Raw genomic sequence first — 15,066 nt, forward strand, 5'->3', positions numbered from 1 at the left:
CGTCCGGTGCCTTGCGCCCGACCCTCCCATCCTTCGGCCCTCCGACGCTCCGGTCCTCCGGCACTCCGCGCCTCGCGCCCGACCTCAGTGCCTTGTGCGCCGGCCCTTCGTATTACGGCAACGATTACGGAGAGTAATTCGTTCCCGCCGATGTGCTACCGACTGTGAAGGCGTGGACCGGCTGGGTCTGCGGGTCGAGGTACCGGCTGCTGGGTCTGCGGGTTGGGGCGGAGAAGGGCGGCGGGGCGGGCGGGCAGTGAATCTGCCTGCCCGCCCCGCGTCCACTCAGTGGCTGAACTGGCCCTCAGTCGCTGAACTTTTCGCCCTTCTCGGCCTTTTCGACCAGTAGGGCGGGGGGCGCGAAGCGGTCACCGTAGGCCGCCTGGAGCTCCCGTGCGCGGGTCACGAAGCCGGGGAGGCCGACGAGTTCCTCCCGGCCCGGGCCGCCTTGGTAGCCGTTGATGTACTGGATCACGCCGCCGGTCCACCCCGGGAAGCCGATGCCGAAGATGGAGCCGATGTTGGCGTCGGCGACCGAGGTGAGCACGCCCTCCTCGAAGCAGCGGACGGTGTCCAGCGCTTCGGAGAAGAGCATGCGTTCCTGCATGTCGATGAAGGGGATGGTGGCGCCGTCGCGGGCGAAGTGTTCGCGCAGGCCGGGCCAGAGGTCGGCGCGCCGGCCGTCCTCGCCGTAGTCGTAGAAGCCGGCGCCTCCGCTGCGGCCGGGGCGGCCGAACTCGTCGACCATCCGGTCGATGACCTCGTCCGCCGGATGCGGCTGCCAGGTGCCGTCGGCCTCCTCGACGGCCCGTCGGGTCTCCTCGCGGATCTTGCGCGGCAGTGTCAGGGTCAGCTCGTCCATGAGGGACAGCACCTTGGCGGGGTAGCCGACCTGGGCGGCGGCCTGTTCGACGGAGGCGGGTTCCAGGCCCTCGCCGATCATCGCCACGCCCTCGTTGATGAACTGGCCGATCACACGGGAGGTGAAGAAGCCGCGCGAGTCGTTGACCACGATCGGGGTCTTCTTGATCTGGCGGACCAGGTCGAAGGCGCGGGCCAGCGCCTCGTCGCCGGTCCGTTCGCCCTTGATGATCTCGACCAGCGGCATCTTGTCGACCGGTGAGAAGAAGTGCAGGCCGATGAAGTCCTGGTCCCGCTCGACGCCTTCGGCCAGCAGTGTGATGGGGAGGGTGGAGGTGTTGGAGCACAGCAGTGCGTCGGGCGCGACGATGTGCTGGATCTCCTTGAACACCTTGTGCTTGAGGGCGACGTCCTCGAAGACCGCCTCGATGACGGCGTCGCAGCCCGCGAGGTCGGCGGGCTCGGCGGTGGGGGTGATCCGGGCGAGCAGTTCGTCACGCTTCTGCTCGGTCGTGCGGCCCCGGGAGAGCGCCTTGTCGAGCAGTCCCTCCGAATACGCCTTGCCCTTCTGCGCCGCCTCCAGGGTGACGTCCTTGAGGACGACCTGGATGCCTGCCTTGGCGCAGGAGTAGGCGATCCCGGCGCCCATCATGCCGGCGCCGAGGACGGCGACCTTCTCGACCTTTCGGGGCTCGATGCCCTTGGGGCGGTTGGCGCCGGAGTTGACGGCCTGGAGGTCGAAGAAGAAGGCCTGGATCATGTTCTTGGAGACCTGGCCGGTGACGAGTTCGACGAAGTACCGCGCCTCGATGGTCTGCGCGGTTTCGAAGTCGACCTGGGAGCCCTCGACGGCCGCGGCGAGGATGTTGCGCGGGGCCGGGTACGGCGCGCCGTTGAGCTGCTTCTTGAGGTTGGCGGGGAACGCCGGGAGGTTGGCCGCGAACTTCGGTTGGGCGGGGGTGCCGCCGGGGATGCGGTAGCCCTTGGTGTCCCAGGGCTGCTGGGACTCGGGGTGTGCGTCGATGAAGGCGCGGGCCTTGGTGAGGAGTTCGTCGGGCGTGGCCGCGACGTCGTGGATCAGTCCGGCGTCCCTGGCGCGGGTGGCGTTGTACTGGGTGCCCTGGAGCAGCACCTTCAGCAGGGCGTCGGCGATGCCGAGCAGCCGTACGGTGCGGGTGACGCCGCCGGCGGCGGGCAGCAGGCCGAGGGTGACTTCGGGCAGGCCGATCTTGGTGGCGGGGGTGTCGAGGGCGATGCGGTGGTGGCAGGCCAGCGCGATCTCGTAACCGCCGCCCAGCGCGGCGCCGTTGATGGCGGCGACGACGGGCTTGCCGAGGGTTTCCAGGCGGCGCAGGTCGCGTTTGATGCCCAGGCCGGACTCGAAGGCCTGCTGGGCCTGGGCGGGGGTGACGGCGATCAGGTCGCGGAGGTCGCCGCCGGCGAAGAAGGTTTTCTTGGCGGAGGTGATGATGATGCCGCGGATGCTGTCCTTCTCGGCCTCCAGACGGTCGACGACCGCGGTGAGGGAGGTCTTGAAGGCGTTGTTCATGGTGTTGGCGGACTGGTCGGGGTCGTCCAGGACCAGGGTGACGACGCCGGTCTCGTCCTTTTCCCAGCGGATGGTGGACACGGCTGCGGGTTCACTCATGGTGCGTTCTCCGTGGTGGGTGGGACGAGGGGGTCAGAGGCGTTCGATGACGGTGGCGATGCCCATGCCGCCGCCGACGCAGAGGGTGGCGAGGCCGTAGCGCTTGTCCTGCCGTTCGAGTTCGTCGACGAGGGTGCCGAGGATCATCGCTCCGGTTGCGCCGAGGGGGTGGCCCAGGGCGATGGCGCCGCCGTTGACGTTGACCTTGTCGAGGCTCAGGCCCATGTCCTTGACGAAGCGGAGGACGACGGCGGCGAAGGCTTCGTTGATCTCGACCAGGTCGATGTCGTCGATGGTCAGGCCGGCCTTGGCGAGTGCCTTGCGGCTGGCGGGGGCGGGGCCGGTGAGCATGATCGTCGGTTCGGAGCCGGAGACCGCGGCGGAGAGGATGCGGGCCCGCGGGGTGAGGCCGTAGCGTTCGCCGACCTCCTTGTTGCCGATGGCGACGAGCGCGGCGCCGTCCACGATGCCGGAGGAGTTGCCGGCGTGGTGGACGTGGTCGATCTTCTCGACCCAGTGGTACTTCTGGAGGGCGACCGCGTCGAAGCCGCCGGCGTCGCCGATGGTGGCGAAGGACGGCTTGAGGGTGGCGAGGGAGTCGGCGGTGGTGCCGGGGCGCATGTGCTCGTCGTGGTCGAGGATGACGAGGTCGTTGCGGTCGCGCACGGGGACGACGGAGCGGTCGAAGCGGCCGTCCTTCCATGCCGTGGCGGCGCGTTCCTGGGAGAGGGCGGCGAACTCGTCGACGTCGCGCCGGCTGTAGCCCTCGATGGTGGCGATGAGGTCGGCGCCGATGCCCTGGGGGACGAAGCCGGTGTCGAAGTTGGTCATGGGGTCGGCGAACCAGGCGCCGCCGTCGGAAGCCATGGGGACCCGCGACATGGATTCGACGCCGCCGGCGAGGACCAGGTCCTCCCAGCCGGAACGGACCTTGGCGGCGGCCATGTTGACGGCTTCGAGGCCGGAGGCACAGAAGCGGTTCTCCTGGACGCCGGCGACGGTGTCGGGCAGGCCGGCGGCGATGGCGGCGATCCGGGCGATGTCGGAGCCCTGGTCGCCGACGGGTCCGACGACGCCGAGGACGATGTCGTCGATCGCGGCGGGGTCGAGGCCGGGGAAGCGGCGGCGTACTTCGTGGAGCAGGCCGACGACCAGGTCGATCGGCTTGGTGCCGTGCAGTGCGCCGTTGGCCTTGCCGCGGCCGCGCGGGGTGCGGATCGCGTCGTATACGTACGCTTCGGAACTCACTGGTAAGCCTTTCCGGGGAGGGTTAGCCGAGCAGGGAGCGGCCGATGATTTCCTTCATGATCTCGGTCGTCCCGCCGTAGATGGTCTGGATGCGGCCGTCGGTGAAGGCCTTGGCGACGCGGTATTCGGTCATGTAGCCGTAGCCGCCGTGGAGTTGGAGGCAGCGGTCGGCGACGCGCTTTTGGAGTTCGGTGGCCCACCACTTGGCCATGGAGGCGTGGACGGCGTCGAGGGTGCCGTCCGAGTGGTCGGCGATGCAGCGGTCGAGGAAGGTGCGGGTGACGGCGCATTCGGTGGCCATTTCGGCGATCTCGAAGCGGATGTGCTGGAGCTTGGAGAGCGGTCGTCCGAATGCTTCGCGTTCCTTGACGTACTGGGTGGTGATCTCCAGGAGGTGCTCGGCGGCGGCGATGCCGGCGACGGCTATGCCCATGCGTTCCTGGGCGAGGTTGGTCATGAGGTGGATGAAGGCGCCGTTGAGCTCGCCGAGGAGGTTTTCCTTGGGGACGCGTACGTCGTGGAAGAAGAGTTCGGCGGTGTCCTGGGACTTCTGTCCGATCTTGTCGAGGTTGCGGCCGCGTTCGAAGCCGGCCATGCCGCGTTCGACGACGAGCAGGGAGAGGCCGTGGGCGCCGCCTTCGGGTGTGGTCTTGGCGACGACGATGACGAGGTCGGCGAGGATGCCGTTGGAGATGAACGTCTTGGAGCCGTTGAGCAGCCAGTGGTCGCCCTTGTCCTCGGCGGTGGTGCGGATGCCCTGGAGGTCGGAGCCGGCGCCGGGTTCGGTCATGGCGATGGCGGTGATGATCTCGCCGGTGCAGAAGCCGGGGAGCCAGCGTCGCTTCTGTTCGTCGGTGGTGAGGGAGGTCAGGTAGGGGCCGATGATGTCGTTGTGCAGGCCGAGGGCGAGTCCGGGGGTGCCGGCGCGGGTGAACTCCTCGGCGAGGACGGCGCTGTAGCGGAAGTCGGGGTTGCCTCCGCCGCCGTATTCCTCGGGGACCGCCATGCCCAGCAGGCCTTGTCTGCCGGCTGCGCGCCAGGCGTCCCGGCTGACGATGCCGTCCTTTTCCCACTGTTCGTAGTGGGGGGTCACCTCCTTGGTGAGGAAGGTGCGGACGGTTTCCCGGAAGGCCTCGTGGTCCTCGGTGAAGATCTGGCGCGGCAGTTGCGCGGTCATCTCGGCGGGCCCTCCTCAGAGCCGGTTCTTGGCGGTTTCGATGGGCTTGGTGGCCCGGGCGGCGTCCGGGGCGGCCGGTTCCGGGGTGGTGTCCTCGGTGGTCCGGGGCGGGTCGGCTGCGTAGCGGGGTGAGGTGGTGAGTGTCATCAGTGGGCCGGGTCTTTCCGTTCGGGGCGGCCCGGGGCGTCGGCGGGGTCTTCGGTGGGTGGGGTGAGGAGGCTGGGGGTCTGCCAGTCTCGGGCGATGTCCTCGGTGTCCGCGCCGGGCCGGGCGGGTGGTCTGCGGATCGCGCCGGGGGTGTGTGAGAAGCGGGGTGCGGGGGCGGGCTGGGTGATGCCGTCGTGGTCGACGAAGGTGCCGCGGGCGGCGAGATGGGGGTGGTGTGGCGCCTCACGCAGGGAGAGCACGGGGGCGACACAGGCGTCGGAGTGCTGGAAGACGGTGGTCCATTCGTCTCTGGTGCGGGTCTTGAAGCGGGCCGCGATGGCGGTGCGCAGTTCGTCCCAGGCGGCGAGGTCGTCCCGGGCGGGGGCCTCGTCCTGGATGCCCAGCAGCCGGATGAATTCGCCGTAGAAGCGCTTCTCCAGGGCGCCGACGGCCATGTATCCGCCGTCGGCGGTCTCGTAGGTGCCGTAGAACGGGGTTCCGCCGTCCAGCAGATTGGCGCCGCGCCGGTCCTGCCAGCCGCCGGCCGCCAGCATGCCGTGGATCATCGCCGTCAGGTGGGCGGTGCCGTCGACGATCGCGGCGTCCACGACCTGGCCCCGGCCGTCTTCGGTGCGGGCGTGCTGGAGCGCGGCGAGGATGCCGATGACGAGGTAGAGCGAGCCGCCGGCGTAGTCGCCGAGGAGGTTGGCGGGGATGGCGGGCGGGCCGCCGGGCGGGCCGATCATTCCCAGGGCGCCGGTGAGGGCGATGTAGCCGATGTCGTGTCCGGCGGTGTCGGCGAGCGGGCCCTGCTGCCCCCAGCCGGTCATCCGGCCGTAGACCAGCCGGGGGTTGCGCGCCAGGCATTCCTCGGGGCCGACGCCGAGCCGCTCGGCGACGCCCGGGCGGTAGCCCTCCAGCAGTACGTCGGCGCGTTCGGCGAGGTCGAGGACCTGGGCGACGCCGTGGGGGGTCTTCAGGTCGACGAGCACGGAGCGTTTGTTGCGGTTGGTGAGGTCGTAGGCCGGGTCGATGGCCAGGCCGGCTCCTCCGGGGCGGTCGACGCGGACGACGTCGGCACCGAGGTCGGCCAGGAGCATGGCCGCGAACGGCCCGGGGCCGATGCCCGCGAGCTCGACGACCCGTACGCCGTGCAGCGGGCCGTTGCCTGACTCCGTCATCGCGCCCCATGCCCTTCCGCACTGTGACACTTCTGATGTAACACTCGCGATGTTAAGAACGTGTTCCACTTTCCACAAGACCCCCGTGCCAAGTGGCGACCAGCGGAAAGGCCCGTGCCGACGAGGCTCAACTGCCCTCGCCGTCACGGGCCTTTGCGCGCCTGCTGCCGCTGCGCTGCTATCCCCCGTCGAGCTCGGCGATGAGCTTCTTCGGGGCTATGACGCGGTACGACTCCTCCGCCCAGTCGCAGAGCAGCTCGGCCGGCGGCGCCCCCTGCTCATCGAGCGGGATCCGCACCCAGCCGGCCTTGCCCAGGCCGTAGCCCGCCGGCTCGGCACCGGGCGAGCTCAGGGCGTGGGCATGCGCCTCCGGATCCGTCAGCTTGACCGTGACGCCCGGTGGATGGCTGCCGTCCTCGACGCCGAGGAAGACGAAGACCTTCTTGTTCACCTTGATGACGCTTTCGCCCCACGGAAATTCCTCGACCGCCCCGGGCAGCCCGAGCGCGAACGCCCGTACCCGCTCCCGGGCCGCCACCGGGCCCGCCGCCTTCGTCATGAGCTCCTCCACGTCCGTTCCCCCGTACGGCGCCATCTGCGGCACCGCCTCGGCGCCGCGCGCCTCGCGCACGGGCCGACCGACGCATCCCACGCTAACCGCGGGCACTGACAACGGCCCGCGCACCGCCGGTCGTCCGGCCGTCAGAGGGACAATTGCGGCCATGTCCGCTCCGCAACTCGCCGCCGCACTGTTCGACTTCCACGCCGGTCAGGGCCTGCGCCAGTTCACCGAGCTGGCTCTGGCGCTGCTGCTGTCCTCGCTGATCGGGCTCGAACGCGAGGCCCGGCAGAAGAGCGCCGGACTGCGTACCCACACGCTGGTCGGTGTGGGCAGCGCGCTGTTCATGGAGGTGTCGATCCACGGCTTCGGGGCGTTGCTGGGAACGGACGGCGTGGCGCTCGACCCGTCCCGGGTCGCCGCCCAGGTCGTGTCGGGCATCGGTTTCATCGGCGGCGGCCTGATCTTCGTCCGGAAGGACGCCGTCCGCGGATTGACGACGGCTGCCACCATCTGGCTGACCTGCGCCATCGGCATGGCGTGCGGTGGTGGGCTGCCGCTGCTGGCGATCGGCGCGACCGCGGTGCACTTCCTCATCGTCCGCGGCTTCACGAAGATCTCCGACCTGATCGCGAGGGAGCCCGCCCTCACCCGCGTCGATCTGCGCATCGCGTACCGCACGCAACACGGGCTGTCGGGGCGGATGTTGGAGATGTGCACCGGCCGGGGCTTCCGGGTGACCGATGTCCAGGTGGAGACCGGCGGGGAGGAGCAGCGGTTCGCGGCCGAGGTGCTGCTCCGTCTGGAGGGCGCCGGCGCGGCCCATCCCCTGGTGGAGGCGCTGTCGGAGCTGGAGGGGGTGCGCGGGGTGACGCTGGGGCGGCAGGACGACCGTACGGAGTGAGCGGGCCGTGGCGGGCGGGTACGGGGCGAGCCGGGTTCAGCTCGGCGTCTCCCCTGGGGTCGGACGCGGCGACGCGCCCCCGGGTGCGCCTGCCTCGGTGGCGGCCGGAGGGACGAGGTGGTCGTCGGGCGCCTGACGGTCGAGCAGTCTCCCCAGGCGCTGCGGCACGTTGCCGCCTACCAGGAGGACGACCAGCAGCGTCAGGCCGAAGGTGAGCACGGCGAGCGCGCGTCCCAGGGGCATGCCTTCGGCCAGATGGGCTCCGAGGACGGGCGCCACCGCGCCGCCCAGAGCGCCGACGTTGTAGACGAAGCCCAAGGAGGCGGCGCGGGTCGCGGTCGGGAAGTGACCGGCGAGGTATTTCGGCAGGATGCCGGAGATGCCCTGGCTGAGCGCGAGCAGCCCGAAGACCAGTACGCCGAGGACCGGCAGGTTGTCGCGGACCGCGAAGACGGGGAAGACGAAGGCCAGGGAGGCCAGCAGGGTGCAGGTGTAGGCGCGCCGGGTCCCGAGCCGGTCGCCGGTGTATCCCGCGAGCCAGCATCCCGCCATGGTGCCGAAACCCGCGAAGAACATGACGTCCGTGACCTGTCCGGGTGCGTAGCCGAGGTCGGTCTTGAGGTAGGTCGGCAGCAGGGCCTGGACGGGCCAGCTGTAGAGGAACGCACAGAACGCGGTCGCCATCAGGGACACGTACAGCAGCCATCCGCGGCGGCCGCCGAGCTGTACGGCGAAGGCGACCAGGCACAGCGCCGCGACGCCCGACAGCCAGGGCACGTTTCCCGCTCCTACGGGTGTGAAGACGCAGAACAGGGCGGCGGAGGCGGTCGCGGCCAGGACGGCGTTGAGCCAGCGGCGGCGCCCGGTGAACAGCGGCCGGAACGGGTGCGGACGTTCCTCTTCGGGGCGGGTACCGGACACGCCGATCTCCCGGTGCCAGTCCGCGGCCTCCGGCAGCGCTCTGCGCACCCAGAGGGCGACGAGGACGGGCAGTACGCCGATCCAGAACATCCAGCGCCAGCCCCAGTGGGGCACCACCCACTTGTAGAGCTCGGCCGCGACGACGGTGCCGCCCGCGTAGCCGGAGATCAGGAACCCGGACGCCCGGTTCCGCCACCGGGTGGGCCAGGTCTCCAGCACGTAGGTCGCGCTGGCGCTGTACTCCCCCGCCATGCCCAGGCCGATCACCAAGCGGGCGGCGAACAGGCTGCTGTATCCCCAGGCGAAGCCGCAGGCGAAGGTACCGAGCGAGTAGAGCAGGATGCTGACGATCATGGCGGTCTTGCGGCCGTGGCGGTCGCCCAGTGCACCGAGGAGCGCGCCGCCCAGCCACCGGGTGATGAAGGCACCGGAGATGAGTGAGGCGGCGGAGGTGGTGCTCAGGTGGAACTCGTCGGCGATCTCGGTCAGCACGAGGGTGATGAGGACGAAGTCGAAGCCGTCGAGGAGATAGCCGATCCAGGCGGCGAACATCGCCTTCCACTGCCGTGGTGTGACCTCGCGGTACCAGTTCCGTGGCCCCCGGGAGGCGGGCCCGGGGCCGCGGTCGTCCGGGTGGTCGTCCAAGGGGCGCGTCGTCACGGCAAACCGGCCTCCTCCTGGAGTCGGCAACGACGGTGCACGGGAGAGAAGGGGACGTTCGACGTGAGATGGGACGTCCTACGTCATGCGCTCACGGTGAATGTGGCCCGGCCGCCCCACCCTGTCAAGGGTTCACGCCGCGCCCCGCCCTCGTGGCGTTCCGGGCCGTCCTGGCCCCAACCGGGCCGCGTCAGGCCCTCGTTGACGGGAGGTCGGGGACTGCCTAGGGTCCGAACACCAGCTCACCGGGGCGGTCGAGAGGACACAGCATGCATCGGCAGGACACCGAGGGACGGGCCTACGACCTGGTCCTCTACGGGGCGACGGGTTTCGTCGGCGCCCTCACCGCCGCCTATCTGGCCGAGCACGCGCCCCAGGACTGCCGATGGGCGCTGGCCGGCCGCAACCTCTCCAAACTGGAGCGCCTGCGCGAGCGCTTGGCGGAGCTCCATCCGGCCTGCGGCGATCTGCCGCTGCTGCGGGCCGAGAGCGACGACCGCGGCGCCGTGCACGCTCTCGCCGCCGGCACCCGGGTGCTGGCGACGACGGTGGGCCCCTACCTGCTGCACGGTGAGCCGCTGGTCGCCGCCTGCGCCGCGGCCGGCACCGACTACGTCGACCTCACCGGCGAGCCGGAATTCATCGACCGCATGTTCTTGCGGCACGACGCGACCGCCCGCACCTCGGGCGCGCGCCTGATCCACGCCGCCGGCTTCGACTCCGTCCCCCACGACCTCGGCGTCCACTACACCGTGGGCCTGCTCCCCGAGGGCGTCCCGCTGCGCATCGACGGCTTCGTGCGCACCAACGCGACGTTCTCCGGCGGAACGCTGGCCTCCGCGCTGACCGTCGCCTCACGGCCGGTCGCCATGGCACGGGCGGCCCGCGAGCGGCAGCGGGCCGAGCCCCGGCCGGCCGGGCGCCGGATCCGGGCCCCGTTCGGCCCGCCCCTCAGGAGCGCGGAGACCGGCACCTGGGGCGTGCCGCTGCCGACCCTCGACCCGCAGATCATCGCCCGCTCGGCCGCCGCGCTGGACCGCTACGGCCCGGACTTCCGCTACCGCCACTACGCCGGCGTCCGGCGGCTGCCGATCGCCGTGGGCGGGGCCCTGGGCGCCGGGGCGCTGTGCGCGGCCGCCCAGGTCCCGCCCGCGCGGCGGTGGTTGTCGGGCCGTCTGGAGCCGGGCCGGGGGCCGAGCGCGGAGCGGCGCGCCCGGAGCTGGTTCACGGTGCGGTTCGTCGCCTCCGGCGGCGGCAAACGCCTGATCACCGAGGTCGCGGGCGGCGATCCCGGCTACGACGAGACGGCGAAGATGCTCGCCGAGGCGGCGCTCAGCCTGGCCTTCGACGATCTGCCGCGGACCGTCGGCCAGGTGACGCCCGCGGTGGCCATGGGGGACGCGCTGACGTCGCGGCTCCAGAAGGCGGGCATCACCTTCCGGGTCGTCCGGGAGGGGTAGCCGGGCCGCCCGTTCCATGAGCGCGAGGTCCGGTGTCAGGCTCCGGCCAGGGCCCGGCGGCACAGGGCATCGGCGGCCCGGGTGGTCTCCGGAATCCGGTAGTCCGGCGCCAGGTGCAGCGTGTGGGCGCAGGCCCGGTCGAGGTTGACCCGGTGCCCCACGGAGACAAAGACCGGTTTGACGCCCGTCTGGGTCCGCAGCGCTCGTCCCACCTCCTCGTCGCCGTCCAGGAGCGGAGAGGTGGCACCCCGCTCCGGGCCCGGAGGGTCGTACCGGAAGGTGAAGGGGTTCTTGGCGACACCGATGGTGGGCAGACCGGTGAGCACCCCCAGATGGCTGGCCAGTCCGAAGCGCCGCGGATGTGCCACTCCGTAGCCGTCGCAGATCACCAGGTCGGGAGTGCGGGCAAGACGGTCGAGCGCCGCGAGCACGGTGGGGATCTCCCGGAAGGCCAGCAGCCCCGGCACGTACGGGAAGGAGACCGGGCCGACGGCGGTGGCCTCGTCGACGACGGCGCGGGTACGGGCGTCCAGCGCCACGGCGGCCGCGGCGACGACATCGCGCGCGTCGTCGTAGGCGACGTCCACGCCCACGACCGTGCCCGCGAAGCCCGGTTGCGGGCCGGGTTCGTCGAGCCGTACGTAGGGCCGCAGCCGGTCCTGGACCGCGCGGGCCTGGTCCTCGTCGGCCGGCCAGCGCCGCAGTTCCACGTCGCGGGAGATCGTTCCGGGAGTGTTCATGATGACCGCCACGCTACCGAACGGCTGACCGGCCCGTTCGCCGGGCGGAACGACGACCGGACGGACTGTCAGTGCCCCTCGGTACGGTGAGGAGAGTGGTCCCGGCACTGCACGCCGCCGTCCCGCGGTCCGCCCTCGACACACGTCCCTGACACCCCCGAGGCCCGCCATGTCCGACGCACTTCACGAGCTCGATGCCACCGACCTCGCCGCCCGGTTGCGCCGCCGCGAGCTGTCCGCCCGGGAGGTCGTGCAGGCTCATCTGGACCGGATCGAGCAGGTCAATCCGGCCGTCAACGCCCTTGTCACGCTCGATCCCGAGGGCGCCCTGGCCGCCGCCGGCCGGGCCGACGACGGCCTCGCCCGGGGCGCCGAGGTGCCGCCCCTGCACGGCCTGCCGATCGCCTTCAAGGACACCCACCTCACCCGCGGTATGCGCACCACGTTCGGTTCGCCGCTCTTCGCCGACTACGTGCCCGCCGAGGACGACCTGGTCGTCGACCGTCTCCAGCGGGCCGGCGCGATCCGCCTCGGCAAGACCAACGTGCCCGAGTTCGCCGCCGGTTCGCACACCTTCAACCCGGTCTTCGGCGTCACCCGCAATCCCTACGACACCAGCCGGTCGGCGGGCGGGAGCAGCGGTGGCGCCGCGGCGGCCCTGGCGGCCGGGCTGCAACCCCTCGCCGACGGCAGTGACATGGGCGGCTCGCTGCGCAATCCGGCGTCCTTCTGCAATGTGGTCGGGCTGCGGCCCACCCCGGGTCGGGTGCCTCCGCACCCCGGCGGCAACCTCTGGGACACCCTGGCGGTCCCGGGGCCCATGGGGCGGACCGTCGCGGACACCGCGTTGCTGCTGTCCGCGATGGCCGGCCCGGATCCGCGCTGCCCCTTCAGTCTGGAGACGCCCGGCGCAGCGTTCCGGGTCCCGCTCGACCGCGAACTGCGCGGTCTGCGCGTCGCCTGGGCACCCGACCTCGGCGGACACGCGCCGGCCGATCCGGACGTCCTCGCCGTACTGGAGCCGCAGTTGAGCGTCCTGAAAGCGCTCGGCTGTCGTGTGGAGGCGGCGTGCCCGGACCTGGCCGGGGCCGACGAGGCGTTCCGTACGCTGCGGGCGCACAGCTTCGACCTGGCGCTGGGCGTGCTGCTCGACGCCGACCGGGAAGCCCTCAAGCCCAGCCTTGTCTGGAACATCGAGCAGGGCCGCCGGCTCACCGCCGCGGATCTCATCACCGCCACCACGGTCCGCAGCCGGCTCCACCTCGGCGCGGTGGACTTCTTCTCCCGTTACGATCTGCTGCTCGCCCCGGTCAGTCAGGTCGCGCCGTTCGACGCGGAGCTGGAGTACCCGACGGAGGTCGCCGGCCGTCGCACGGAGACGTATCTGGACTGGATGCGCTCGGCCTACCTGATCTCCCTCCTCGGGGTGCCGGCCCTCTCGGTGCCGGCGGGCTTCACGCCCAGCGGTCTACCGGTGGGCCTGCAGTTCATCGGGGCGCCGAGGGCCGACCTCGCCGTATTGCAGGCCGGCCATGCCTATGAGACCGCGACCCGCCACGGGAGACAGCGCCCGGACCTGCCCACCACCTGAGAGCAAGCAGCCAGTGCATATATTGCGGACCATGTTCGTACTGGAACTGACCTATGCCGCACCCCTCGAACGCGTCGACGCCGTCCTTGAGGAGCATGTGGCCTGGCTGCAGCAGGAGTACGCGGCCGGACATTTCCTCGCCGCCGGGCGCAAGGTCCCGCGTGACGGCGGCGTGATCCTCGCCGCCGGGATGGACCGGGCGACCGTGGAGGAGATCGTGGCCCAGGATCCGTTCACCCTCGCCGGTGTCTGCGAGTACCGGATCACGGAATTCGTGGCGACGACGACCGCCCCCGCCCTGGAGGCGTACCGGGAGCAGCTGCCGACCTGAGGTGCGGACCGGCGAGGCGGGCACCCGGTAGCGCGCCCAGGCCCGGATGCCCGCCGAGCGGGCGAGAAGACTACGAAGACCTGGTAGGCGGCATCGCTGAGGTGCCGAGCGGGGCGGCGCTCACCGGTTCGGGCGCGCCGGCCGTGGGCCACCGGCCGCCGTTGCGCCAGTACTCCTGGATCTCTTCGAGCTGGCGCCCCTTGGTCTCCGGGGCAGTGACGGTCGCGAAGACCAGCGCGGCGAGGGCCAGCACGCCGAGCCCCGCGAAGGTCCGGGCCGCTCCCGCCCAGGCCATCAGCGAGGGGAAGAACTGGGCGATCAGCAGGTTGGCGACCAGATCCGCGGTGAGCATCACCGAGGCCCCGGTGACCGCAGCTGCGCCGGGAACGCCTCACTCGCGTAGACCCAGATCAGCGACCCGAAACCGAAGTTGAAGGCCGCGGTGAACAGCAGGATGGCCCCGAAACCCACCCAGGTCGTGGTGCCGTGCAGCTCGCCCGTGCCGAAGACCGCGGTCAGCACGCCCAGCATCACGACCATGGTGCCGATGCCGCAGAGCAGCACCACCCGGCGGCCGAGCCGGTCGATGACGAGGATGGCGAGCACGGTGGCGGCCAGTGAGGCGAGCTGGACGAAGGACGGCAGCAGGAAGTTCTGTCCGTTGCCGGTGAAGCCCATCTCCTCGAAGATCTGCGGGCTGTAGTACGTCACGGCGTTGATGCCGGTGATCTGGCAGAAGAATCCCAGCCCGATGACGAAGAGCGCCGCGCGGGCGTAGGGCTTGCGCAGCAGGGAACGCGCCGATCCGCCGCTCTCCATGGCGAGTGCGGCGCCGACGGCTGCGACCTCCGCGCGCGGATCGACGTCGGGATCGGTCATGGCCATCACTTCGACGGCCCGTTCCGTACGCCCCTTGAGGACGTACCACCGCGGGGTGTCCGGCAGCCGGAGCAGCGGAATCAGGACCAGCGCGGCGGGGATCGCGGAGAGGCCGAGCATCCAGCGCCAGTGCCCGCCACCGGACAGGCCCCAGTTGACGAAGTACGTGAGGACGATCCCGGCGACCGTGGCCACTTGGTAGGCGGCCACCGAGGCGCCTCGGATACGGGCGGGAGTGGATTCGGCGACGTAGAGCGGCGCGGCGACGATGGAGATCCCGATGGCGACGCCGAGCAGGAAGCGGACGACGTCCAGCACGACGACATTGGGCGCGGCGGCGGAGAGCGCGACGAACACCGCGTACGAGCCGGCGACGATAAGCATCGCCGCCTTCCGCCCCAACGCGTCGGCGAGCTTGCCGCCGATCAGTGCGCCCACGATGGAGCCGAACACCAAGACGCTGTTGACCAGCCCTTTTTCGGTTTCGGTGAGATGGAAGTCCTGGCTCAGGAACACCAGGGCACCGGAGATGCTGCCGGTGTCGTAGCCGTAGATGACGCCGACGATGGCGCCGGTGAGGGCGAACAGCCTGCCGGTGCGGCCGGCGGTCCTGGCGGATGGCGGCGGAGGCGTCGCGGAGAGCTTGGCAGTGGACATGGGAAGTCCTTTGTGCGGCGGAGTGGCCTTGCTGCGGTGAGTGGTGGCGAGTGAGTCGTGGCTGGCGAGCGGTCAGCGACTGACGTCAGCGACGCTGTCGGG

The 15,066-nt window shown here is 71.1% G+C and carries 12 protein-coding genes and 1 pseudogene; 4 read left to right on the top strand and 9 right to left on the bottom strand.

The features are described 5' to 3' along the window. Positions 1-304: 304 nt before the first annotated feature. From AB0G35_RS17020 to AB0G35_RS17045, 6 genes are all read right to left on the bottom strand, one after another. Positions 305-2,509: a 3-hydroxyacyl-CoA dehydrogenase NAD-binding domain-containing protein gene (locus tag AB0G35_RS17020; RefSeq protein WP_360949323.1), complete on the bottom strand. Its 2,205-nt coding sequence runs from the start codon at positions 2,507-2,509 to the stop codon at positions 305-307. 33 nt (positions 2,510-2,542) lie between these two features. Next, positions 2,543-3,757 (bottom strand): acetyl-CoA C-acetyltransferase, encoded by a 1,215-nt coding sequence (locus AB0G35_RS17025; RefSeq protein WP_360949325.1) that lies wholly within the window; start codon positions 3,755-3,757, stop codon positions 2,543-2,545. A 22-nt stretch (positions 3,758-3,779) separates the two neighbouring features. After that, positions 3,780-4,922, bottom strand: a complete 1,143-nt coding sequence (locus AB0G35_RS17030; protein WP_360949544.1) for an acyl-CoA dehydrogenase family protein — start codon at positions 4,920-4,922, stop codon at positions 3,780-3,782. A 27-nt stretch (positions 4,923-4,949) separates the two neighbouring features. Then, entirely contained in the window at positions 4,950-5,081 is a 132-nt protein-coding gene (locus AB0G35_RS17035) for a hypothetical protein (protein WP_360949327.1), read from the bottom strand. After that, positions 5,081-6,262 carry a CaiB/BaiF CoA-transferase family protein gene (locus AB0G35_RS17040; RefSeq protein WP_360949329.1) on the bottom strand — a complete coding sequence of 394 codons (1,182 nt, stop codon included), beginning with the start codon at positions 6,260-6,262 and terminating at the stop codon, positions 5,081-5,083. The genes AB0G35_RS17035 and AB0G35_RS17040 overlap by 1 nt, the downstream gene beginning before the upstream one ends. A 178-nt stretch (positions 6,263-6,440) precedes the next feature. Continuing rightward, positions 6,441-6,821, bottom strand: a complete 381-nt coding sequence (locus AB0G35_RS17045; protein ID WP_360949547.1) for an MmcQ/YjbR family DNA-binding protein — start codon at positions 6,819-6,821, stop codon at positions 6,441-6,443. A gap of 163 nt (positions 6,822-6,984) precedes the next feature. Between AB0G35_RS17045 and AB0G35_RS17050 the strand changes: the two genes are divergently transcribed. Then, positions 6,985-7,725, top strand: coding sequence for an MgtC/SapB family protein (locus AB0G35_RS17050; protein ID WP_360949331.1), 741 nt, complete (start codon positions 6,985-6,987; stop codon positions 7,723-7,725). A gap of 36 nt (positions 7,726-7,761) precedes the next feature. Here AB0G35_RS17050 and AB0G35_RS17055 read toward each other — a convergent pair whose 3' ends face one another. Next, positions 7,762-9,291: a sialate:H+ symport family MFS transporter gene (locus tag AB0G35_RS17055; protein ID WP_360949550.1), complete on the bottom strand. Its 1,530-nt coding sequence runs from the start codon at positions 9,289-9,291 to the stop codon at positions 7,762-7,764. A gap of 284 nt (positions 9,292-9,575) precedes the next feature. Between AB0G35_RS17055 and AB0G35_RS17060 the strand changes: the two genes are divergently transcribed. After that, positions 9,576-10,766, top strand: a complete 1,191-nt coding sequence (locus AB0G35_RS17060) for a saccharopine dehydrogenase NADP-binding domain-containing protein (RefSeq protein WP_360949333.1) — start codon at positions 9,576-9,578, stop codon at positions 10,764-10,766. A gap of 35 nt (positions 10,767-10,801) precedes the next feature. Here AB0G35_RS17060 and AB0G35_RS17065 read toward each other — a convergent pair whose 3' ends face one another. Next, positions 10,802-11,506 carry an endonuclease V gene (locus AB0G35_RS17065; protein ID WP_360949335.1) on the bottom strand — a complete coding sequence of 235 codons (705 nt, stop codon included), beginning with the start codon at positions 11,504-11,506 and terminating at the stop codon, positions 10,802-10,804. A 169-nt stretch (positions 11,507-11,675) separates the two neighbouring features. On the opposite strand from AB0G35_RS17065, the gene AB0G35_RS17070 reads away from it, so the two are divergent. Beyond that, a complete protein-coding gene (locus tag AB0G35_RS17070; RefSeq protein WP_360949337.1) occupies positions 11,676-13,097 on the top strand; it encodes an amidase in 1,422 nt (473 codons plus the stop codon). A gap of 31 nt (positions 13,098-13,128) precedes the next feature. Beyond that, positions 13,129-13,428, top strand: a complete 300-nt coding sequence (locus AB0G35_RS17075; RefSeq protein WP_360949339.1) for a YciI family protein — start codon at positions 13,129-13,131, stop codon at positions 13,426-13,428. 70 nt (positions 13,429-13,498) lie between these two features. Here the strand turns inward: AB0G35_RS17075 and AB0G35_RS17080 are convergent. Then, positions 13,499-14,964 (bottom strand): annotated as a pseudogene (locus AB0G35_RS17080) (sugar porter family MFS transporter). Positions 14,965-15,066: the final 102 nt, after the last annotated feature.

Origin of the sequence: Streptomyces sp. NPDC021749 (assembly GCF_040640655.1) — a bacterium.
GTDB lineage: Bacteria > Actinomycetota > Actinomycetes > Streptomycetales > Streptomycetaceae > Streptomyces.